Annotated in this window: 22 protein-coding genes and 1 pseudogene; 9 read left to right on the top strand and 14 right to left on the bottom strand. The window is 61.6% G+C overall.

Going from position 1 to position 21,569, the window contains the following annotated elements; translation table 11 throughout:
• Positions 1–401 precede the first annotated feature (401 nt).
• Positions 402–2,171, top strand: a complete 1,770-nt coding sequence (locus IM784_RS00115) for a TonB-dependent receptor (protein ID WP_199553285.1) — start codon at positions 402–404, stop codon at positions 2,169–2,171.
• Here the strand turns inward: IM784_RS00115 and istB are convergent.
• From istB to IM784_RS00100, 3 genes are all read right to left on the bottom strand, one after another.
• Positions 2,151–2,825, bottom strand: coding sequence for an IS21-like element helper ATPase IstB (istB, locus tag IM784_RS00110; protein ID WP_199553284.1), 675 nt, complete (start codon positions 2,823–2,825; stop codon positions 2,151–2,153). The genes IM784_RS00115 and istB overlap by 21 nt on opposite strands.
• A gap of 49 nt (positions 2,826–2,874) precedes the next feature.
• On the bottom strand, positions 2,875–4,407 hold the full coding sequence (gene istA / locus IM784_RS00105; RefSeq protein ID WP_199553283.1) for an IS21 family transposase: 1,533 nt from the start codon (positions 4,405–4,407) through the stop codon (positions 2,875–2,877).
• Positions 4,408–4,614: 207 nt separating this feature from the next.
• Positions 4,615–4,899, bottom strand: a complete 285-nt coding sequence (locus IM784_RS00100; RefSeq protein ID WP_199553282.1) for a hypothetical protein — start codon at positions 4,897–4,899, stop codon at positions 4,615–4,617.
• Positions 4,900–4,987: 88 nt separating this feature from the next.
• Between IM784_RS00100 and IM784_RS00095 the strand changes: the two genes are divergently transcribed.
• The 6 genes from IM784_RS00095 to IM784_RS00070 all read left to right on the top strand — a co-directional run bounded on the left by IM784_RS00095 (position 4,988) and on the right by IM784_RS00070 (position 8,806).
• Positions 4,988–5,749: a hypothetical protein gene (locus IM784_RS00095; protein WP_199553281.1), complete on the top strand. Its 762-nt coding sequence runs from the start codon at positions 4,988–4,990 to the stop codon at positions 5,747–5,749.
• 448 nt (positions 5,750–6,197) lie between these two features.
• Positions 6,198–6,455, top strand: a complete 258-nt coding sequence (locus IM784_RS00090) for a hypothetical protein (RefSeq protein ID WP_199553280.1) — start codon at positions 6,198–6,200, stop codon at positions 6,453–6,455.
• A 321-nt stretch (positions 6,456–6,776) separates the two neighbouring features.
• A complete protein-coding gene (locus IM784_RS00085; RefSeq protein WP_199553279.1) occupies positions 6,777–7,106 on the top strand; it encodes an ArsR/SmtB family transcription factor in 330 nt (109 codons plus the stop codon).
• Positions 7,107–7,167: 61 nt separating this feature from the next.
• The gene (gene arsC, locus IM784_RS00080) at positions 7,168–7,608 is read left to right on the top strand and encodes an arsenate reductase (glutaredoxin) (RefSeq protein ID WP_199553278.1); all 441 of its coding nucleotides are present in this window, start codon (positions 7,168–7,170) and stop codon (positions 7,606–7,608) included.
• Positions 7,605–8,684, top strand: a complete 1,080-nt coding sequence (gene arsB, locus IM784_RS00075; protein ID WP_199553277.1) for an ACR3 family arsenite efflux transporter — start codon at positions 7,605–7,607, stop codon at positions 8,682–8,684. Before arsC ends, arsB begins: the two co-directional genes overlap by 4 nt.
• The gene (locus IM784_RS00070; protein WP_328799399.1) at positions 8,681–8,806 is read left to right on the top strand and encodes a hypothetical protein; all 126 of its coding nucleotides are present in this window, start codon (positions 8,681–8,683) and stop codon (positions 8,804–8,806) included. The genes arsB and IM784_RS00070 overlap by 4 nt, the downstream gene beginning before the upstream one ends.
• Here the strand turns inward: IM784_RS00070 and IM784_RS00065 are convergent.
• The 3 genes from IM784_RS00065 to IM784_RS00055 form a co-directional block, all read right to left on the bottom strand.
• Positions 8,803–9,300: an HPF/RaiA family ribosome-associated protein gene (locus IM784_RS00065; RefSeq protein ID WP_199553276.1), complete on the bottom strand. Its 498-nt coding sequence runs from the start codon at positions 9,298–9,300 to the stop codon at positions 8,803–8,805. The two genes, IM784_RS00070 and IM784_RS00065, sit on opposite strands and share 4 nt — an antisense overlap.
• Before the next feature lie 77 nt (positions 9,301–9,377).
• Complete coding sequence (locus IM784_RS00060) at positions 9,378–12,272, bottom strand: ATP-dependent Clp protease ATP-binding subunit (protein ID WP_199553275.1); 2,895 nt, start codon at positions 12,270–12,272, stop codon at positions 9,378–9,380.
• A 130-nt stretch (positions 12,273–12,402) separates the two neighbouring features.
• Positions 12,403–13,766 (bottom strand): IS3 family transposase gene (locus IM784_RS00055; protein ID WP_408006028.1). Its coding sequence is split into 2 segments (ribosomal slippage): positions 12,403–13,416 and positions 13,419–13,766, totalling 1,362 coding nucleotides; the frame shifts between segments, so codons are not numbered across the junction.
• Positions 13,767–13,869: 103 nt separating this feature from the next.
• On the opposite strand from IM784_RS00055, the gene IM784_RS00050 reads away from it, so the two are divergent.
• Entirely contained in the window at positions 13,870–14,079 is a 210-nt protein-coding gene (locus tag IM784_RS00050) for a hypothetical protein (RefSeq protein WP_199553274.1), read from the top strand.
• A gap of 35 nt (positions 14,080–14,114) precedes the next feature.
• On the opposite strand, the gene IM784_RS00045 is transcribed toward IM784_RS00050, so the two are convergent.
• From IM784_RS00045 to rpmH, 7 genes and pseudogenes are all read right to left on the bottom strand, one after another.
• Positions 14,115–15,188, bottom strand: a complete 1,074-nt coding sequence (locus IM784_RS00045) for an OmpA family protein (RefSeq protein ID WP_199553273.1) — start codon at positions 15,186–15,188, stop codon at positions 14,115–14,117.
• Between the two features lie 71 nt (positions 15,189–15,259).
• Complete coding sequence (locus IM784_RS00040) at positions 15,260–16,675, bottom strand: NAD(P)H-dependent flavin oxidoreductase (RefSeq protein WP_199553272.1); 1,416 nt, start codon at positions 16,673–16,675, stop codon at positions 15,260–15,262.
• A gap of 69 nt (positions 16,676–16,744) precedes the next feature.
• Positions 16,745–17,383 carry a ribosome biogenesis GTP-binding protein YihA/YsxC gene (gene yihA, locus IM784_RS00035; protein WP_199553271.1) on the bottom strand — a complete coding sequence of 213 codons (639 nt, stop codon included), beginning with the start codon at positions 17,381–17,383 and terminating at the stop codon, positions 16,745–16,747.
• Entirely contained in the window at positions 17,380–19,086 is a 1,707-nt protein-coding gene (gene yidC / locus IM784_RS00030) for a membrane protein insertase YidC (protein ID WP_328799398.1), read from the bottom strand. The genes yihA and yidC overlap by 4 nt, the downstream gene beginning before the upstream one ends.
• 67 nt (positions 19,087–19,153) lie before the next feature.
• Positions 19,154–19,378, bottom strand: a pseudogene (gene yidD / locus IM784_RS00025) (membrane protein insertion efficiency factor YidD); the annotation flags it as partial.
• Complete coding sequence (gene rnpA, locus IM784_RS00020; protein WP_199553268.1) at positions 19,375–19,791, bottom strand: ribonuclease P protein component; 417 nt, start codon at positions 19,789–19,791, stop codon at positions 19,375–19,377. The pseudogene yidD and the gene rnpA, both read right to left, overlap by 4 nt.
• Before the next feature lie 60 nt (positions 19,792–19,851).
• Entirely contained in the window at positions 19,852–19,986 is a 135-nt protein-coding gene (rpmH, locus tag IM784_RS00015) for a 50S ribosomal protein L34 (RefSeq protein WP_199553267.1), read from the bottom strand.
• A gap of 140 nt (positions 19,987–20,126) precedes the next feature.
• Between rpmH and IM784_RS00010 the strand changes: the two genes are divergently transcribed.
• Positions 20,127–21,275, top strand: a complete 1,149-nt coding sequence (locus tag IM784_RS00010; RefSeq protein WP_199553266.1) for an acyl-CoA dehydrogenase family protein — start codon at positions 20,127–20,129, stop codon at positions 21,273–21,275.
• A 13-nt stretch (positions 21,276–21,288) separates the two neighbouring features.
• Here IM784_RS00010 and IM784_RS00005 read toward each other — a convergent pair.
• Positions 21,289–21,569: transposase (locus IM784_RS00005; protein ID WP_199553265.1), on the bottom strand; the 281-nt coding region annotated here is incomplete at its 5' end.

The following is a 21,569-nucleotide window of genomic DNA, read 5'->3' as shown; positions in this document are numbered from 1 at the left end:
TGCGATTCCCCGTGCTCGCCGATCCGCTTCTATTGCCAGCTCTGGCTAGCGTCGAATCCATCCTGAAAGCCAGCATTTGTCCACGCCTTCCCTCACCAATGGTCGCAGGCTGACAGGCCGAAGTGAGCTACGCCGGGATGCCGAGCCATTCTGGCCGATATTATTTACCAGATATTTTACCAGAAAATTCTCCGCCATATTGAGCTATTTAACACATAATATATTGATATATAAACGCAATATGTTTCACAGATAGAATGCAGCCGAAAAACAAAGGACAATATTATTCCTATTTTTTAGATGACAACTGCCAACCAATCCACCAATATCTCCGGGCTGAGGCGCGATGAACTGGCAATGTACCGGATCACGCTGCCTCGTGACGGGATGGGGAGGATTGAATGAAGTCAAAAACCGTAAGCGGGGTTGTCGGCTTGGCTGCGCTGTGGTGGCCCGCCTTCGCACATGCCCAGGAAACCGGCCTGAGCGACATTGTCGTCACCGCCCAGAGCCGCGAATCTTCTCTGGCAACGACGCCAATCCCCGTGAGCGTCATGTCAGGGGACGAGCTGGCCAGGCAGAACATCGTCGAACTCAGGGATCTGAAGGCGCTGGCGCCGGGCGTGACGTTCAACGAATCTCCGATCGGCCTTGTTGCGGTCAGCGTCCGCGGCGTGGGCTCTGCTTCGAGCAACCAGTTGCTCGAACAATCCGTCGGCCTGTTTGTCGACGGGGTCTATCATCCGCGTGCAAGGCAGCTGCGCGATGCGCTGTTCGATGTCGAACGGCTGGAGATCATCAAGGGAAGTCAGGGCGTCCTGTTCGGCAAGAACACCAGTGTCGGGGCAATAAGCATCATTTCCCGACGCCCGGGGGATAGCTTCGGCGGCTATGTGTCCGGAGGCTATGAACTGGAATATGGGGCTGCCAATGCGCAGGGCGCGCTCGACATCCCGTTGAGTGATACCGTTCACGTCAGGATGTCGGGGCTCTACTCGAACGCGAAGGGCTGGGTCGAAAACCGCTTCACCGGGCGTGAAGATCCGCGAACAGAACGCTGGGTCCTGCGCTCGATGATCGAGTTTGACCCGACCGACGAGCTGAATATCCTGCTGAAACTGCAGGCCAGCGGCCTAAGAACGGATGGCATTGCCTTTGAGTTTATCCAGCCGGACAACCCGGCTGTGCTTGTGGCGGCTGGCGTTCTTGATGGAGGTTTGCTGCCGTTCGTCACCTACAACGGGGCAAATGGCGGGGCCGGGAACCCGTATGAAAAGCAAACGGGATATGATCCTGCCCTGATCATCACCTATGATTTTGCGAATGGTGGCAGTCTGATCTCGACTACCAGCTACACGAACTACGACTTTGAGGGTGCCCATGACACGGATGTGACGCCCCAGCCCTACATCTTCACGCAGTTTGGCGAAAAATTCAGGCAATACAGTCAGGAGTTTCGCTATATTTCCCCAGCCGACAAGAAGATCAGCTATATCATCGGCGGCGCTTATATCCACCATACGATAAGCTTCCCGACGGCGAACAATTATCGGGGATTTCCGGCCGCTCCGCCTTTCCATCTGACGGGTCGTGTGGAAAACAACTTCAAGCAGGATGGCGATGCGTTTTCCCTGTTCGGCCAGCTGAGCTGGGAGATCAACGAACGGCTGCGGTTCGACCTTGGCGCCAGATTCGGCCATGAAGAAAAGAACGGCCATTTCGAAAAGAAGCGCCCGGATCTGTTTGGCGACACCTCACCGACCAACCTCGTTCGGCTTGCCTATCAAGGGGGCACGCGCAGTGACACGATCAAGGATGACACGATCGATGCGGCGGCTACGATCAGCTACAATCTGACGGACAGCTCGGTCGCCTATCTGAACGTCGGGCGCGGCACAAAAGGAGGCTCGTTCAACAACACCACAAGGCTGGCCCAGCCCACCCCAAATCCCTGGACGTTGGCGCCCGAAAAGGCGGATACGATCGAGGTTGGCATCAAGGGTCGCTTTCTGGACAATCGGATATATAGCGGCGGCGGGCTGAATGACTCCATGTTGCGCGGTATCGAGACTCGACGTGGCGTTGCTGACTTAGCGTTGCGAGCAGACCTGCCGTGGCGGCAGTGCCGCCTCAGCAGGTCTGCCCCGCAATCACAGCCGCATTCGCATTGATGTGCCTTTCAGTGCAAAACGGTGTGACCGTTGAAAGAGCCGATCAATGATGGCGTCGGCAAGGTGCGGCGCGTCGAGATAGTCGTGCCACTCCTCAGGGGCCAGCTGACCCATAACAATGGTCGATCCTGCGTCTATCCTGCCTTCTAACAGTTCGAGTAAATCCTCCTTGGCGCGGAGGGTGATCGGCGCGATCCCAAAATCGTCCAAGATCAACAACGATGCTGAGATCAGGGAATGGCGCAGCTTGCTGATCGAGCCATCGATGTGCGCCAGCGCCATCTGTTCGAGAATCGGATTGGTGCGAACGTAGCGAACCGACAGGCCGCAATCTATCGCTGCCGCCCCGAATGCGGAACCGAGAAATGACTTCCCGGAGCCGGCCGGGCCGGTGATCAGTACGTTGTCGCAGCGTCGGATCCACCCGCAGGTCAGCAATTCCGCTACATAGGCGCGATCAAGGCCGCGTTGGGCCTCGAAGTTGATCTCACGCGGGTCAGCCACAATCTTGAACTTGGCTTGCCGCAGAAGCCGTCGACGTGTCCGATGGTCGCGTTCGTGCTCCTCCATAGCGGCAAGATGGTCGAGCCGTTCCTCGAACGGCATCGCCGAAAACGCGGATGAGCCCAACTGCTGATCAAAGGCTTTCACCATGCCTGCGAGGTGTAGCGACACAAGTCGCTCTCTTGTGCTGTACATCGCCTTACCCCTTCTTGCCAAAGTAGCGAGCGCCCCGAACGTTCCGCTGAGGCTTTGGCGGCGCCGCCTGGGCCAAAGGCTCCGGCATCGAGGACTCAATGCCTTTGTCGAGCGCGTTGCGGACGTGATCGAACCTAAGGTCCTGGAAGCTGTTAGCCCGCCGGCAGGCTTGCTCGAATCTTTGCCGTCCGTGGATTCTCGGCAGGTTCTGTATCCATGCAATGCGCTGGCGCCGCTGGATCTCAGGAAGTTCGGTCCGCATGACTTCAACTTCGGCCAGCTTTTCGACGTCGGCCGTGTAGCGTTTTGCCCATTCCATGAGGTCTGTCTGGGAGGCAAAGGAGTGGCTTGGTGGCCGATGTTGGTCGTTCGTGATCCTGCAGTTAAGCGAATAGGCTCTCGTGTGGACGGCAACCGAGAGCCCATCAACAAACAGCTCGACGAGGCTCCCGGTAGCCCGCACGTCTGCGTTTTGGCCGACAAGCCGATGCGGGACGGAATAGTAGTTGGATTTGTACTCGACGTGATAGTCCTTCGCGATCTTGCGGGAGACCGTCGGCTCACGCAGTTCGAACCGCTGTGCGGGGAGCGGTTTCAGGTGCATCCGTTCTTCAGCCTCAAACAATGACCGACGCGAATGTCCGTTCGCGCGCCTCATCGGCCGATTGTTCAACTGCTCCACGATGTCGTCGAGCACGCGCTGCATCTCGTCGATTTCGAGCAGCGGCCGCTGGGATAGGCGAATACCGAGCAGCCGCTGCACCAACTTAACGGAATTCTCGACTGCCGATTTGTCCTGCGGTCGGCCGGGACGTGCCGGTACCACTGCAGCACCATAGTGGTCAGCAAAGGCCTGGTATTGTTCCTGCAGCCTCGGCGGCCCGTACTTGGGCCTTGAGATCACCGCCGCTTTCAGATTGTCGGGAACCAGGATGGCCGGCACGCCACCATAATAGTGCAACGCTCGCTGATTGCCTTCGATATGGTCGCCGACGGTTTCGCTGCGAACGATCGCGGCGGCAATCAGCCGCGAAAACGGTAGGGCTGCAACGAAGAGCTTAAATTTTCGGCGCTCGTGCCCGCCGTTTTCTCGACCCTCCGGCATATAGCCTGCATAGTCAGTTTGATTGGCGTAGCCTGGGACATGATCAAGACGCAATATCGGATCAAGTGCTTGCAGGTGAAGGCGAAGGTGCTCACAATACGTGCGGTAAGCCATCGCACAATCTTCACCTACCCGACCCACGTAGATCGCGTGGGTTTCCAGCCTGTTGAGGCCAGAACGAATGGCCCGAACCTCGTCGTCCCAATCTGGCAACGCTGTACCCCTCAATGCGGGCCTACGGCGGCGGATGAAACTATCCAGTTGCTGGTCAGTCATTAGATCAAGCTGCGTGGAGGTGATCTCCTTCTCCTCCAGGATCCTGCGCCAATTACGCACGGTATTGTGTGACATGCCTCTCTGTTCGGCGATGAAGTTGGGCGAATGGTTTGTGGTAAGAATCTGCCGTAGAACGGCCCTCAGGTTCGATTGCACGATATTACTCCTCCGGGCGGCCAGGGCGCGCCCTTCCAATTCCGGGACAGCGTCCCAGCTTGACATCTGCCGGTGATGCGAGGAGAAGGTCGGTGTAAGGTTTGGACCTTCGTTGCCGGGCTTCGATGTTGTCGCATCGAAGCCCGTCGCATTTTCCAGCTCGAAATGTTCGGCTTCTGGCGGATGAACTCCGCGAATGGTCGAGCTTTATGGCATGTCCTTCTCCTTCCCAGTTTGGCGGGCGGCGATGAGCCAGTCGGCTACATCCGTGCTCAGCGCGAATGAACCGCGGCGGGCCGGCAGCGTAAATATGTTGAGGCTGATGCGGCCCTGACGACGTGCCTGGCGAAAAGCCGCCGCGTTGCTGTAGCCGAGCGCCCGCACCAAATCCGCTCCGCCTACGACCGGACCATAAAGTTCGAGGAACTCCGCTCGCAGTCGGCCATGCGTATCGGCGAGGTGGGCATGATTGTTTGCCTTGCTTTCGGTCATGTGCGCTCTCCGCTGCTCGGTTGCGCCTGGTTGCGCCCGGATTTCGATTCGCTAAAACCCGAACCGAAATGTTGATTTTCTGTACCCCATGAATCCCGGGGAGAAGCCGGCGCGCGGACGACGGAAGACCGCCGAGGTGCGGCGACTGCGGACTCGCATTTGGTACCGCTCCGTCGAGTTGGGGCTGGGAGTTTCGTCCTCCTATGCCGTGGAGCGCCGCCTGGAACCAGACAAGGTCAAGGCCGGACCCGATGGGGTGTTTCGGCCCCGCAAGTGGGACAAATACAAAGCGGGCAAGAGTGTCCCGATTGATCGAGACGATGATGACAATTCCGTCAATCTGGCCGAAGCCGCGGCAGCTGGCACAGCCCGCTGGTTCAGAAGCCCGATCTGGAATGCCCTGGAAGGAAAATTGACTCGCGGTGATGTCGAGGCCGCCCTCTGGGCTCACGAGCTTCTGCGCCCCATTCTATTCGAGCAGCATTGGGCGCCCGCTTGGGAACTCGCCGAGCTCGACGACATAGCAGTAGCGGCCATCGGGCGAATTGACGGGCTGGATCTGCTGGAGTTGACGCTCCTCTATCTCGAGCTTTCGCAAACGATCAATTCACATGACCTGCGCATAAAGGCGATTGATCTCTACTTTGGCAATTTGCGACGCATTTCGGAGATACCGGCGCTCGATACAAATTTTGGTCATCTCTTTGACGCGATCGGCAATCGCTACAGGCAATGGCTGTTTGTCCGCTCGACGCGTAAGCTCGATGTATTCTTCCCCTGGCGATCGGAACTGCCGGACAAGGCGCACTTGTTTCCCTCTGCACCCGGGATCCTCGATTGGACCGAGTGACCCGGCGCAGGAAATCGAGATTGAGGTGCCGGCCAATTAGGCGCTGATCAGATGCATGCCGAGTGTCTGATAAAATACGACATAATCTGCTTTTCAGCTTCGCCAGAGGGGCACATGGACAACCGCAATTCGACGACCTAGGTTTTCGACCATGCGAGGGATATGCATTCGTCCAGTGTCGCCATCAGATCAGGCGAAGTTCGTTAAGTTTCTTAACAAGGTCGGAGGATATGACGAGGTCTCGCGTCTCAACAGGGAGTTTCTCGCTATCCGCGCCGCAGGGCACAAGGCGAAGATCGTTCGCAACCCAGAGACCAAAAAATACTCGGTCCAGATCGACGACTCATAATATTTGCTACTTGGCACCGCGGCGATCCGAGAAGCGGCGCTCAACGGGCCCCTCCTCCACAACGTTCAGATGCTCTGATCTACTCTGATACGTGCGCGCATGTGCCCCATCATAATCGAGATGCTCAATGCGCCGGCCACTTTCGTTCAGCAGGAAGAACTGACGCCGATCCGAATAGGTTTGGAGCTAGAGGCTGGCACCTTGGACCTCTTCCACCCCATTGTCCTGAAGCGCGAAGAGCGTTTCGGCCAGCACATCAGCAAATTCCGCTATCGTGTATCGACCGCCGAGTGTGATCTTCATACGTCGCCATATCCCAGACCCAGAAAGCCGGGCCTTGGTAACATCCGCGACTGAGTCCGAATGCGCCGCCGTCTTTGGGCGAAGCCTTGGACATGCACGACGGCGACCCGGCCAGAACCTGGCCAAGCCTCAGTCGCGCGTCGGGGTTACCAAGCCCCACTGCAGCCATGTGCGCCGCAGCAACGGTCTTATTGCAGCCTGATGCTATGATGTCATCAGTCCAGCTGCCTTGGCAGTTGTTGCGAATTGCAGCGAATTTGCGTCGGAGCGGCAGAGCGGACTGACTCTGGGCAGGATGTCGACAATTTGCAGGCAGTGGAGCGGCAAAGCATGGCGCCTATTGCGCCTCCCTGATATTTCGATATATCCGGAATTATGGATTCAAAGAACGCACTCGACGCCCTTGCGGCCCTCTCTCAGGAGACGAGGCTCGACGCATTTCGACTGCTTGTGCGCCACGAGCCTGACGGTTTGCCGGCGGGCGAGATTGCCCGCGATCTTCAGGTGCCGGCCAACACTCTTTCTACCCACCTGGCCATTCTTTCGCGAGCCGGTCTCGTCACATCCGAACGGCATAGTCGCGTCATCCAATACCGCGCTGATGTCGATGGCTTGCGGGCGCTGATGTTGTTTCTTGCCAAAGACTGCTGCCAGGGGCGCCCCGAGCTTTGCGAGCCGCTGTTGGCAGAACTCACCTGCTGCTGATGGAGTGAAGCATGTCCGATAAGGCTGAGGGCGCGTCTTCGCCGCGCGTGAGTGCTGCGTGATGGCGACCGATATCATCGTCTATCACAACCCCGAGTGCGGAACGTCGCGCAACACGCTCGGTCTCATCCGTAACGCCGGGATTGAGCCGCATGTCATCGAGTATCTGAAGACCCCGCCGTCACGGACGCTGCTGGAAAGCCTGATCGAGCGGGCCGGCATTACGCCCCGCGACCTGCTGCGGGAGAAGGGGACACCCTATGCGGACCTCAACCTTGGCAACCCCGAACTTACTGACAAACAGCTGATCGACGCCATGATGGCGCACCCGATCCTCATCAACCGACCGCTCGTCGTCTCGCCATTGGGTGTGAAGCTGTGCCGTCCGTCAGAGGAAGTGCTCGACCTACTGCCAGCGCCACAGCAGGGCGCGTTCACCAAGGAAGACGGCGAACAAGTCATCGACGCCGATGGTAATCGTTTGGAGCCTGGGCAACCATGAGCAGTTCTGCCCGCGCACGTCTCTCCTTCCTCGATCGCTATCTGACGCTGTGGATTTTCCTCGCAATGGCGGCGGGCGTCGCCCTTGGCGCGCTGTTTCCGGCGCTGCCGGCAACGATCGACAGCTTCAGCATCGGCACCACCAACCTGCCTATCGCCGTCGGGCTCATCCTGATGATGTATCCGCCTCTCGCCCGGGTTCGCTATGAGGAACTGCCCCTGGTGTTCCGCGACAAGCGCATTCTGGCCATCTCGCTCGTCCAAAACTGGATCATCGGCCCGGTGCTGATGTTCGCGCTCGCCGTCATCTTCCTGCGCGATCACCCCGAATACATGACCGGGCTGATCCTTATCGGCCTCGCCCGCTGCATCGCGATGGTGATTGTCTGGAACCAGCTGGCGAAGGGTGATAACCAGTATGTAGCGGCATTGGTCGCGTTCAACTCGCTGTTCCAGATCCTCTTCTTCAGTATTTACGCCTGGTTCTTCCTCGCGTTCCTGCCGCCGCTGCTGGGGCTGGAAGGCAGTGTCATCGACATCAGCTTCTGGACCATTGCACAGGCGGTCCTCATTTATCTCGGCATCCCATTCGCTGCCGGCTTCCTAACCCGACGCGTGTTGGTCGCACGCAAGGGCAACGACTGGTATGAACAGCGCTTCCTTACAAAGATCGGCCCCGTCACGCTGCTGGCGCTGCTGTTCACGATCGTCGCCATGTTCAGCCTGAAGGGTCAGGATATCCTGACCCTGCCGGGTGACGCGATCCGCATCGCCATCCCGCTCGTCATCTATTTCGTTGTCCAGTTCCTCATCAGCTTCTGGATGGGGAAACTGATCGAGGCGGATTATCCCCGCACGTCCGCCGTTGCGTTCACAGCAGCCGGCAACAATTTCGAGCTGGCAATTGCCGTTGCCATCGCGGCCTTTGGCCTTGCATCGCCGGTCGCCTTTGCAGCCGTCATCGGCCCGCTTGTCGAGGTGCCGGTGCTGATCCTGTTGGTGAACGTCGCCTTCTGGCTGGGCCGCCGATGGTTCCCCGCTACCACGCCCAGCCTTTCCGCCAAGGATATTGCATGAGCCGTTTGCGTACACTTCCGGACCCCGATCATTTTCCGGCTCTGAGGCCCGAGTATGTGCACCGCCTGCCTGCGCTGGGTCTTGGCGAACTCGACCCACCACCGCGCATCCTGCTACTCTAACCAGCCTGCACAGATCCACTGCATTCGAGATAGGTCAACTCACGCCTGACGGTGTCGTAGACCGTATCGAGATGATCCTCGATCAGGTCGAAGAAGAGCTGGCGCCGTTCCGCTTCCGCCGCATCCCGCGCGGGCGCCAGCGGGGCGCCGATCCGGCGCCGGCGGGCGGGACGCTTGTATTCAGAATCGTGCTTGAGGCGCGCCACATGCCGGTCAACCCGCTGGCGCAGGTCGGCAAAGGCCTTGCGCAGGACAGGCTCGATCTCGAACCCCTCTTCCTGTGCCGCGATCACGCCTGACGGCAGTTGCAGGCGCAGGCTGACTTTGATGCGCTTCTTGCCCCTCGTCTGCGAGGCAACCACTTCGAGCCGGACCAGATCCTCGCGAAAGCGCGCAAGGTGCGGTTCAAGTTGCCGCACTTCTTCCTCGATGACCTCAGGCGCGCGCTGTTGGCCGTGCCGGTCGAGATTGCGGAATGATCTAATGACGTTCATGCCGTGGACCTTCCTATAACTCTCCGAAGAGATGGTCCGGCGCGACCGATATCGCGCCGGGCCAGTCTTTTGCGCTGTCACTCGGCGGACTTGTCGTCCTTGGACTGCACCTCATCCCCAACGCTGGGCTTCGGAACGTCCGTGTTGTTTTCGGCAACTTCGCTGGGCTCCTCGATCCCGGCCTTGGCCTGATCGTCCGGGCTGTCGTCACCGGTGTCCTTTACGATCTTTTCGAACACGACCCTCTGTTCGTCTTCCGACCAGGCGACGCGGACCTTGTCACCATCCTCGATCCGCCCGGAGAGCATCTCGCGGGCCAACTCGGTCTCCAACTGCGACCGGATCAGCCGGCGCAGCTCGCGGGCACCGAATTCGGGACGGAAGCCGACCGCGCCGAAGTGATCCACGACGCTCACATCGAGTTCGAGTTCGACGCCCTGGGTAAGGGCGGTCCGCTTCACCCGGTTGAGCTGCAACTCGACGATCTGGCGGATTTCCGACTGGTTCAGCGAGTGGAAGACGATGATCTCGTCGATCCGGTTGATGAACTCTGGCCGGAAATGACCGCGCAACACCTCCATCAGTTCGGATTTCTGCTTGGCCTCGTCGAACTCACTGCTGCCGCGTTTCGTGAGGTTGCGCTGGATGATGTCCGAACCGAGGTTCGAGGTGGCGATGATGATGGTGTTAGTGAAGTCCACCACGCGGCCCTTGCCATCTGTCAGGCGGCCATCGTCGAACACCTGAAGCAGGATGTTGTAGACATCGGGATGCGCCTTTTCGATCTCGTCGAGGAGCACGACCGAGTAGGGCCGACGGCGCACCTTCTCCGTCAGCTGCCCGCCTTCGTCGTATCCGACGTAGCCCGGAGGCGCGCCAACCAGCCGGGCAACCGAGTGGCGCTCGCCATACTCCGACATGTCGATGCGGATGATTGCGTCCTGATCGCCAAAGATTACTTCGGCGAGCGTCTTGGCCAGTTCCGTCTTGCCAACCCCGGTCGGCCCGAGGAAGAGGAATGTCGCGGTCGGGCCGCGTCCCTCGCGCAGTCCTGCACGCGCCAGCCGCACCGCATCGGCCACGGCGCGGATCGCTTCTTCCTGGCCGATGACGCGCTCGTGCAGCTTCTCCTCGAGCTTGAGGAGCTTGTCCTTCTCCTCGGTGGTCAGGTCCGTGACCGGAACGCCGGTGATCTTGGAGACGATCTGCGCGACGTGATCGGCGCGCACCTCGGTGGTCGCCGAAGCCTGATCGCGCTTCCAGATCTCCAGAAGCTCGTCCAGCTCCTTCTGCTTCTGCTCCAGCTCCTTCTTCAGTTCTGCTGCTCGGTCGAATTGCTTGCGGGCTGCGGCATAGTCCTGTTCGCGCTTGATCTGCGCGACCTCGGCTTCGAGTTCCTGCACGTCCACGGGCCGAGCAGTGGCCGAGATCTTCACCCGCGCCGCGGCCTGGTCGATCAGGTCGATCGCCTTGTCGGGCATGAAGCGACCGGTGATATAGCGATCCGAAAGCTCCGCGGCGGCGATGATCGCCTCGTCGGTGATCGTCACCTTGTGGTGGCTTTCGAGCGTGTCGCGCAGCCCGCGCAGAATCATGATCGTCTGTGCGACAGTGGGCTCGTCCACATAAACCGGCTGGAACCGTCGCTCGAGCGCCGCGTCCTTCTCGATGTATTTCTGGTACTCGTTGAGCGTCGTCGCGCCGATCAGGTTCAGCTCGCCCCGCGCCAGCGCCGGCTTGAAGGTGTTGGCGATGTCAAGACCACCTTCGCCACCGCCCTGGCCGGCGCCGACGATGGTGTGCATCTCGTCGATGAACAGGATCAGGCTGTCCTTCTCCTCGGTGATCTCCTTGAGGATCTTCTGCACCCGCTCCTCGAACTCGCCGCGATACTTCGACCCGGCCACCATCGAGTTGATGTTAAGCTCGACCAGCCGCTTGTCGCGCAGCGCCTCGGGCACTTCGCCGGCGACGATCCGTTGTGCAAGTCCCTCGACGATGGCGGTCTTGCCCACGCCGGGCTCGCCGATCAGTACCGGGTTGTTCTTTTTCCGGCGGGCCAGCACTTCGATCGTCGTCTCGATCTCGCGGGCGCGGCCGATGACGGGATCGAGCTTGCCATCGCGGGCGAGCTTCGTCAGGTCACGGCTGAACTGGTCGAGATCGGGGGTGTTCGACGGAGTCTCGACGCGGCCTTCCTCGGCTCCCTTGCCGACCACCTTCGTCACCTGCTGACGCAGCGCCTGCGGCGTCAACCCCAGCTTGCGCAGCATCGCCGCGGCCAGGCCTTCACCTTCCTCGGCAAGTCCGATCAGAAGGTGCTCGGGACCGACATAGGAATGGCCGAGTTCGTTCGAGGCGATGAAGGCCCGGTTCAGCGCGTCCTTCAGGCGAGGGCTTACGCCGATTTCGCCCTCCGTCCTGGCGTCTCCACGCTTCGCTTCCTTCTCGATCTGGCGCCGCAGATCGTCCACATCGACCTTGAACTGTTCCAGGATCGTCTTGACGACGTCAGACGGGGTCAATGCCAGAAGCAGATGTTCGGTATCGACCTCGCTGCGCCCGAATTCCCCGGCCTTCTGTGCTGCATCCTGCAGCAGCTTGTTGCCCTGTTCGCTCAGCCGGTCGGCGATGGTGCGTCCGCCGCCGCGCCGCGATCCACGCCGCGGCGCGCCCTCGCCGAAAGTGGCGTCGACGACAGCGTCATCGCCATTACCCATAGAGCCGAGCGTGCCGCCTCGCAGCGGACTGTCACCAAAGAGGCTGCCGAAACCCCTCTCGCCGAAGAATTCGTCAAGAAGGGAACGCCGCCCGAACAGGGACTCCAGCGGCGAGGCGCTGCGTCCCGACCGGCGCGCTATTTCGCTGTAGTGCTGATCGCACAGCTCCATGTTCTGAACCCTGCCGTTCACCGAGGCGCGCACGCGCGCCGTCGCCGGGCGACCGCAAATATCGCAAGCTCCGTTTGCCATTCGTCTTCTCCGTTTCTCTATCCAGTCAGGGTTGTCCGCCGATCATCTGCGCCAGTTGTCCGTCGTCAGAACATTTGGCACAACTCGCGGCGTAAGTTAGCGGAGTGCGGACCTCGTCTGGGGGTTGATGTTAGGCGGCGAGCTTGCGGTGTTGCAAGCGCCGATGTTCGATGGTCTGTCGCTTGATCCTTTCACGTTGTTTGATGATGGCTGGCGCCCTGCCGAAGTAGGCGTCGGCGGGCGTCACGTTGTTCAGGCTCTCGTGATATCGCTGGTGGTTGTAGTGCTCGACGAAGGCCTCGATCTGGGCTTCAAGGTCGCCGGGCAGGAAGTAGTTCTCGAGCAGGATGCGGTTCTTCAGAGTCTGGTGCCAGCGCTCGATCTTTCCCTGGGTCTGCGGGTGGCACGGTGCGCCGCGAACGTGGCTCATCTTGTTGGCTTCGATGTATTCCGCCAGTTCGCCGGCGATGTAGCTGGGGCCGTTATCGCTGAGCAGCCTGGGCTTGTGCAGTACCCTGGCGCTGTCACAGCCCGATGCGGCCAATGCCATGTCCAGCGTGTCGGTGACGTCCTCGGCGCGCATGTTGGTGCACAGCTTCCAGGCGATGATGTAGCGCGAGAAGTCGTCGAGCACGGTCGACAGGTACATCCAGCCCCAGCCGATGATCTTGAAGTAGGTAAAGTCAGTCTGCCACATCTCGTTCGGCCGGGTGGTCCTGGTGTGGAACTGATCGGCGGCCTTGATCACGACGTAGGCCGGGCTGGTGATCAGGCCGTGGGCCTTCAGGAGGCGGTAAACCGTGGCTTCCGATACGAAGTAACGCCTTTCGTCGGTAAAGCGCACTGCCAGCTCCCGTGGGCTCAGCTCGGACTGCTCCAGCGCCAGTTCGATGATCTGATCATGGATGTCAGGCGGGATCCGGTTCCATACGCGGCTCGGCGTGGATGGCCGATCTTCCAACGCCTCCGGCCCGCCTTCGAGGAAGCGGTCGTACCAGCGGTAGAACGTCCGACGGGCGATGCCGAGCTTGTCGAGCGTTCGCTTGGCAGGCAGGTGCGACTGCTCGACGATCCGGATGATCTCGAGCTTCTCGGATGCGGGATACCTCATTCGTCGCCTTCCCCATCCGCGATCATGCTTTTTTTCAGCAGACGGTTCTCGAGCGTCAGGTCGGCAACGCATTCCTTCAGGGCACGGGCCTCACGGCGCAGGTCCTGCACCTCGCCAGTGGTCGCGGCGCGGGCGGTGTCACCCGCCAGCCGGCGCTTGCCCGCTTCCATGAACTCCTTCGACCAGGTGTAGTACAGGCTCTGGGCGATGCCTTCCTTGCGGCACAGCTCGGCAATGCTGTCCTCGCCGCGCAGGCCTTCGAGCACGATGCGGATCTTGTCCTCGGCCGAGAAATGCCGGCGGGTCTGCCGCCGGATGTCCTTCACCACCCGCTCAGCAGGGGCCTTGGCAGGCGATTTTTTCAAGGAGTGCTGGGGCTTCATCTTCGTTCCTTCGTCACTACGACGAAGCCCCAACACTCCTTAATTCACAACCTCAAATCTGTGCCATAGGTGCTGACGGGGAACAAGCACGAAGAAGGCCGCGTTGCGGCTGGTCGATCCGATCCGCGTCGGCGGAACCCTGTCACAACCCAGGATCACGGTTGCGGAGGACGGAAGAGAATCGAAAGGCGGCATCGTGGGGGCGATCGGCCGCTCGATCGGAAGCGCTTTGGGCCTGCGCAAGGACCAGCCCGCCCCGCCGGCCATCCCGCCGGTGGATTGCGAGAGGCTTGTGGCTGGAGCCTTGCGCTAGGCGGGTCGGGGGCCGAAGCCCCCTCCCCTCGCTCCTCACTGCTTGATCGTCACCTCCACGCGGCGGGCGGCTGCATAGCCTTCCGACGTATCGGTGGGCGCTGCGGGCTTATCGAGATCGACGCGGTCGGCCGCGAAGCCGGCGGCAACCAGCGCCGCCTTCACCTGCTCGGCGCGATTCTTGGACAGTTCGGCATTGGCGGCTGCGTCTCCGGTCGGGTCGTTGAAGCCCGACACCGACAGCCGGGATTGCGGGTGACTGTCATAATAGCTCTTCACCGCAGCCGATGCAGCTGCGAGGTCGGTTGAGACATCGCTCTTGCCGACATCGAAGAAGACGACCAGCAGCGGCAGGCCCGCACGGTCCTGGGCGATAACGCCGGAGCCGGTCGGAATCACGGGCGCGGCGACCGGCGCCGTTTGCACGGCGGCAGGTTCAACTGCGGCCGGCGTGACGACCTCTTCCTTTGTTCCGCGTCCGAAGAGGTACCAGAGCAGCGCCAGGATCGCCAAGGCCAGCAGCAGCCATTTCCATATGCCGGAGCTGGCGGCGGTTTCCGCAACCGGTGCGGCAGCAGCCGCTGGCGCAACAGGCGAGATCAGCTGCCGCAGTTGCGGCGGCAGCATCGACTCATAGCTGTCCTTTTCGGTCGCCAGCAGGTTTCGCAGGCCGTGCACGGTCGGAGCGCCGCCCAGCGCCTTGCCGATGCCGCCGACCAGGAGCGGGCCCGCCAGCGCCATCAGCGAATTGACCGTTCCGTTCTTCAGTCCGAACATCGCCGCAACCGCCGTGGCGATCGGCACCATGTTGGAGCCGAGGATCTGCGAGGCGAGGCCGCCGAGGCCCGTGGAGGCAGGTGCCGACCCGGAGAGCAGCGCGGCCGGATTATCCAGCGGGTTTCCGCCCGCGATACCGCCCGAAATCGTCGAGACGAGGCCACCAAGGTCAGCGCCCGACGCAGCCTTGCCGGCAAAGGCTGCCAACAGCAAAGGCAGGATTGCGGACAGTCCCTTTACACTGGAATCCGGGTTGTCGCCCAGCATCGAGCCCAGCGCGTCGCCGGTGTTTGCGGGCAACGCCCCCATAATGGTTTCGACAAGATTGGTCATTGTGTTTGCTCCCTTGTTGCCGGGGGAGACTGCACTTTTCGGTCAACCATGTCTATCGCGGCAAGCCCAGCTCAATCGCCCGTCTGCAGACGCTCCACAAGCTGCTTCACCGTTGGGACGAAGCCATTGGAATAAAAGGGATCCTGCTTGAACATATAGGCGGAGTGGCCGGCGAACATCAGTTCATGCTCCGGATCTGCACCATGGGCGATGTCCTGCAGAGTCTTCTGGATGCAGAAGCTGCGCGGGTCGGCCAGATAGCCGGTGGTGTGGTCGTCATGGTCCTTCCACGCGGAGAAGGCACAGTGGCTGAGACAGCCCATGCAATCGGCCTGGTCCTTGCGGATCATCTTCGCCTCGTCGGCGCCGACGAAGATGAGGGTGTTGTCGGGCGTCTTCAGCGCCGTGTCGAAGCCGTCACCGTTCCATGTCCGCGCGCGGTTCAGGTCGTCGCGGGTGACATAATAGGTCTTGCGACCGACGCCGACGTCGAGCGTGTACTGGTGGTCGCCTGCCGCCTCGGTGCTGAAGGCAATTTGCCGTTCCGAGCGGCCTTCGAGGCTTCGCAGAAAGGTGTTGCGCACCGCCGACGAGTAAAAGCCTGTGGGCGAGAATTTGTGCAGCAGGATGTCGCCCTCGTCCAGAGTGGGCAGGCGCGCCTTCCAGACATCGGGGATGGGGCTTTCCTGCGTCAGCAACGGACGGGTGCCGAACTGGAACAGGATCTTGCCCAGCTCGGGATTGTCGATCCAATGCGCCCAGTCGCGCAAATACCAGACGCCGCCCGCCATCACGATGGGAACGCTGTCTGGGATACCGCCTTCGCGCATCACCTCGCGCAGGTCCTTCACGCGCGGATAGGGATCCTGGGGCGCGCGAGGGTCTTCGGCGTTGGAAAGACCGTTGTGGCCGCCCGCCAGCCAGGGGTCTTCATAGACGACGGCGCCCAGCCATTCGGCGGCCTTGGAGTAAGCGCGCTTCCACAGGGCGCGGAAGGCACGGCCCGAAGAGATGATCGGATAGTAGTAGACGCCGTGGCGAGCGGCGATTTCGGACAGCTTGTAGGGCATGCCCGCGCCGCATGTCACACCGTGCAGCATCCCCTTGGTCTGTTCCAGCGTGCCTTCCAGAACGCGCTGGGCGCCGCCCATCTCCCACAGCACGTTGATGTTGAGCGCTCCGCGCCCGGCGCGGATCTCGTCGCCGGCGATGTCGTAGGCGCGCTTCACCTGCTCGACGGCGCCGTCGATGCCGTATTGCACCAGCTCTTCGTGGCGCAGCTCGCGGGTGCGACCGCGGTAGATTTGCGGAATGACGTCGCCATTGGCGTCATAGCTGTCGGCATTCACCGCCGAAACCGTGCCCAGGCCGCCGGCCTTTGCCCAGGCCCCGGCAGACGCATGGTTGGTGGCGGAAACGCCCTTGCCGCCCTCGACGAGCGGCAGGAAGGTCTGGCCGCCGACGGTCACTTCACTCAGAGCTTTCAAGTCTCTCTCCTCTTGCCCGCCATTTTAGCAGCAGGCGTGCGTGATTGCTGCACGCTTTTATCGGTCGCCTCAGGCGAAGGCGGCAGCCGTGATGGCGGCACGCAGTTCAGGGATCCCCTGCTTGGCTTCGGAACTGGTGGCAATGATGGTCGGGTGCGCGGCCGGATGCTTGCGCGCTTCCTCCTCCACCACGGTGATGGTCGCAGCCAGCTGGGTCGGCTTGATCTTGTCGGCCTTGGTGAGGACGATCTGGTAGGACACTGCGGACTTGTCCATCAGCTCCATGATCTCGCGGTCGACGGGCTTCAGGCCGTGGCGGCTGTCCACCAGCACCAGCACGCGCTTCAGCGTCGCGCGGCCGCGCAGATAGTCGCCGATCAGCAGCCCCCACTGCCGGATCAGGTCCTTGGGCGCTTCGGCATAGCCATAACCGGGCATGTCGACGAGCCGCAGGACGGGCGGCTCCCCGACCTGGAACAGGTTCAGTTCCTGCGTGCGGCCGGGCGTGTTCGACGTACGTGCAAGGCCCTGCCGGTTCGTCAGCGCGTTCAGCAGCGATGACTTGCCCACGTTGGAACGACCGGCAAAGGCGACTTCCGGCACGTCGGCACGGGGGAGGAAGTCCAGCTTGGGCGCGGAAAGCTGGAAGGCGATGGGGCCTGCGAACAGTTTGCGCGCTTCCTCCAGCCGGAATGCATCCTCCGTCATTTTGCGGGTGCCGGTGCGGGTGCCGGATACTTCTTCAGAAGCACCCACTGCTGCAGGATGGAAACGAGGTTGTTGACGATCCAGTAGATCTGCAGGCCGGCCGCGAACGGCGCCATCATGAACATGAACAGCCACGGCATCCAGGCAAAGACCTTTGCCTGGATTTCATCCATCGGCTGCGGGTTCAGCTTGAACTGCACGAACATGGTGATGCCCAGGATGATCGGCAGCACGCCCAGGTGCAGGAAGCCCGGGGGATCCCAGGGGATGAGGCCGAACAGGTTCAGCGGCGTCAGCGGATCGGGCGCGGACAGGTCCTTGATCCACAGGAAGGCCGGCTGGTGGCGAATTTCAACTGAGATCAGCAGTGTCTTGTAGAGGGCGTAGAAGATCGGGATCTGCAGCAGGATCGGCAGGCAACCGGCAAGCGGATTGATCTTCTCGCGCTTGTAGAGCTCCATCAGCTCAACCTGCTGCTTCTGCTTATCGTCCTTGTACTTCTCCTGAAGCTCTTTCATCTTCGGCGCGAAGATGCGCATTTTCGCCATGCTGGCATATTGCTTGTTGGCGATCGGAAACAGCACGGCACGGACGATCAGGGTGAGGCCGACGATGGCCAGCGCATAGTTGCCGAGGAGGCTGTAGAGCCAGCCCAGCAGCCCGGCGATGGGTTGGGCGATGAACCAGAACCAGCCCCAGGCGAGTGCCCGGTCGAACAGCGGCGCCCCCAGATCATCGCGTACCTGGTTCAGCAGGCGGCGCTCCTTGGCGCCGGCGAACAGGTGGCTGGTCGTGCTGGAAGTCTGGCCGGGCTGCAGTGTTTCGGACGCCTTCAGCCAGTCCGTCTGGTAGCGGTCGCCGTCGGCAGCGGTGAAGCGAGCCTCGATATTGCTGTTCTGGTCGGGGATGAGGGCTGCGAGCCAGTGCTTGTCGGTAAGACCGAGCCAGCCGCCCTTGGAGGCGATGGTCTGCGGGCCGTCGTCGCGCAGCTTGTCAAAGCTGATGTCGCCTTCCTTCAGCGTTCCATCGAGCACGGCGATGGGGCCGATGTGCAGGTTCATCTGATCCTTGGTGTCGAAGCGGCCGGTGCGGTTCACATAACCGAACGGGCGCAGCGATACCGGACTTGCCGAGCCGTTGAGGACGCTCTGCTGGACGGTGAAGAGGAAATTGTCGTCAACCGAAATGACTTGCTGGAAGACCAGCTTTTCCGGGCTGGTCCAGCGCAGGGTGACCGGTTTGCCCGGGCTCAGCGTCTGGGCGGAGGCCGTCCAGACGGCGTTGGCCGGAGGCGCGCCCGGCCCGACCCAGCCAAAGCCGGCGAAATAGGCGTTCTTTGCACCCGACGGGGCGAACAGCCGCACCGGCGGCGAGTTCGGGGCAATGGAAACGGTGTGATCGCGCAGCACCAGATCGTCGATGCGGGCGCCGGCAAGATTGATCGAACCCTTCAGTCGCGGCGTGTCGATGGCGATGCGCGGGGCAGCGGCCGCGGCTGCCTCTGCCGAAATCACCTGCGGTGCGGCGGGCGCCGCGGATGCACCGGGGGTAACCGGGCCAGCCGGCGCGGCCGTGCTGGCAGGCGCCGTGCGGGCGGGCGGCGGAGGCGTGGGGAAGAAGCGTTCGGAGACGAAGGTCCAGCCGAAAAGGACAAAGGCCGACAGCACGACGGCCAGGATCAGGTTGCGATTCTCGGTGGTCACTTCAGTGGCTCGCCTTATTCCGGTCGCCAGAGGGCTCGGGTTTCCATGGGGCCAGCCGGAACCGGCTGGGAACGGGGTCATATCCTTTGCCGCCCCAGGGATGGCAGCGCGCGATCCGCACCGCCGTCAGCCAGAGGCCGGCTAATAGTCCGTGCCGCCTTAGAGCCTCGATGCCGTAATGGGAACAGCTGGGCGTGAATCTGCAGCTGGGTGGCAGCACGGTGGAGAATGTCAGCTGCCACAGCCGGAACAGACCAGCGACGGCGCGGGCGGGGAGTTCGGCAATCTTCATGGCCGGTCCAGCTTGCGGCGGGCCTTGGTGAGCGCCTTGCGGGTGAGGTCCAGCAGCTCTTCGAAGGGGGTTTCGTCCTTTTGCGGGCGGGCGATGAAGACATGATCGGCCGAGGGAATCGCAAGGCTGGGCATGGCAAGCCGCGCAACTTCCCGCAGGCGACGACGGGCGCGATTGCGCGCAACGGCGTTGCCGACCTTCTTGCTGACGGTGAAACCGGAGCGGGAAACGCCAAGCGCGGTCGGTTTCACCAGCAGCACGAACGGCGGCATGGGCACGCGAATTCCGCTGTTGGCAGACAGGAAATCGCGGCGGACGCGGATACGGTCGATGGCAACCGATGCAGCCGATTCGCCGGAGACAGAATGAAACGCGGCCGGCACAGGGCCAGCCGCGACTGTTTCATCAGGCATGAATCTTGTCCGGCAGTCCAGAACAGCTCGGCTCAGGCCGAGAGGGCCGAACAGCTCGGCTCAGGCCGAGAGGACCTTGCGGCCGCGCGCGCGGCGGCGGGCCAGCACCTTGCGGCCACCAACAGTCGCCATGCGGGCGCGGAAGCCGTGGCGGCGGGCGCGGACGAGCTTGGACGGTTGATAGGTGCGCTTCATTGGTCAGGCCTCGAAATAGGGTATGGGCCGACAGCCACAGCTGCCGACAAGAGCGCGCCGCATAGCGAAGGGGCGGCGAAAGGTCAACCACAGTCGCAAACAGGTGGCAATCCTGCGCGATCGGGTTATGGCCTTGTCACATGACCCAGTTCGACCTGACCGAAGACCAGCTTTTCATCCGCGAAACGGCGCAGCGGTTCACGGCGTCCGAGATCACGCCCTTTGCCGCGGAATGGGACGAAAAGCATCACTTCCCGCGCGAGACCATCCGCAAGGCCGCCGAGCTGGGCTTTGGCGCCATTTATGTGAGCGAGGAATCGGGTGGCATTGGCCTGGGGCGGATGGAATCGGCGCTGATCATGGAGGCCATGGCCTATGGCTGCCCCGCTACATCGGCCTTCATTTCCATCCATAACATGGCGAGCTGGATGATCGACTGCTTCGGCGGCGAGGCGGTGAAGGCGAAATATCTGCCGCAACTGGTGACGATGGAGAAGATCGCCAGCTATTGCCTGACCGAGCCGGGCTCGGGGTCGGATGCGGTGGCGCTGAAGACAAGCGCTGTGCGCGACGGTGACCACTATGTGGTGACCGGTTCCAAGGCGTTCATCTCGGGCGCAGGCGCAAACGAGATCTATGTGACGATGGTGCGCACGGGCGGCGAAGGTGCCGGCGGGGTTTCCTGCCTGGTGATCGAGAAGGACATGCCGGGCGTTTCCTTCGGCGCCAATGAGCGCAAGCTTGGATGGCGCTGCCAACCGACTGCGCTGGTGCATTTCGACGGCGTGCGGGTGCCGGCGGAGAATCTGGTCGGCGTGGAAGGACAGGGCTTCAAGATCGCCATGGCCGGCCTTGACGGCGGGCGGTTGAACATCGGCGCCTGTTCATTGGGCGGCTCGCAGCGGGCGCTGGACGAGACCCTCATCTATGTCCGCGACCGCAGGCAGTTCGGGAAGAGCATCGTCGATTTCCAGGCGACGCAGTTCACGCTGGCCGACATGGAGACGGAGCTGCAGGCCGCACGTGCGCTGCTGTATCTGGCGGCTGCCAAAGTGACGTCGGGTGCGCCGGACAAGACCAAGTTCGCCGCCATGGCAAAGCGGCTGGCGACGGATACCGGAAGCTCGGTCGTGGACCGGGCGCTGCAGCTGCACGGCGGCTATGGCTATCTGATGGATTACCCGATCGAGAAGCTGTGGCGCGATCTGCGCGTGCACCGCATTCTGGAGGGCACGAACGAAATCATGCGGGTGATCACCGCGCGCGAGCTGCTGAAAGTTTCGAACTAGGCCGGATCGACATTCATCGTAACCATATCATTGCTGCGGCGAGGTGAATGAAGCCGGTGAAGTGGATGGTTCGTCGATCGTAGCGGGTAGCGAAACGGCGGAAATGCTTGAGGCGGCCGAAGCATCGCTCGATCCGGTTGCGCTGCTTGTAGAGTTCGGTGTCGTGGGGGATGAAGACTTTGCGATTGCGCTTGGACGGTATCACCGCCTGCGCCTCCATCTGAGCGATCGTCTCGCGTAAGCCATTACTGTCATAGGCTTTATCGGCGAGGATGGCATCCGCTTGCTGGCCCT

It is taken from the genome of Sandaracinobacteroides hominis, assembly GCF_016464365.1.
GTDB lineage: Bacteria > Pseudomonadota > Alphaproteobacteria > Sphingomonadales > Sphingomonadaceae > Sandaracinobacteroides > Sandaracinobacteroides hominis.
This window is presented reverse-complemented; position numbering and strand designations above follow the sequence as displayed.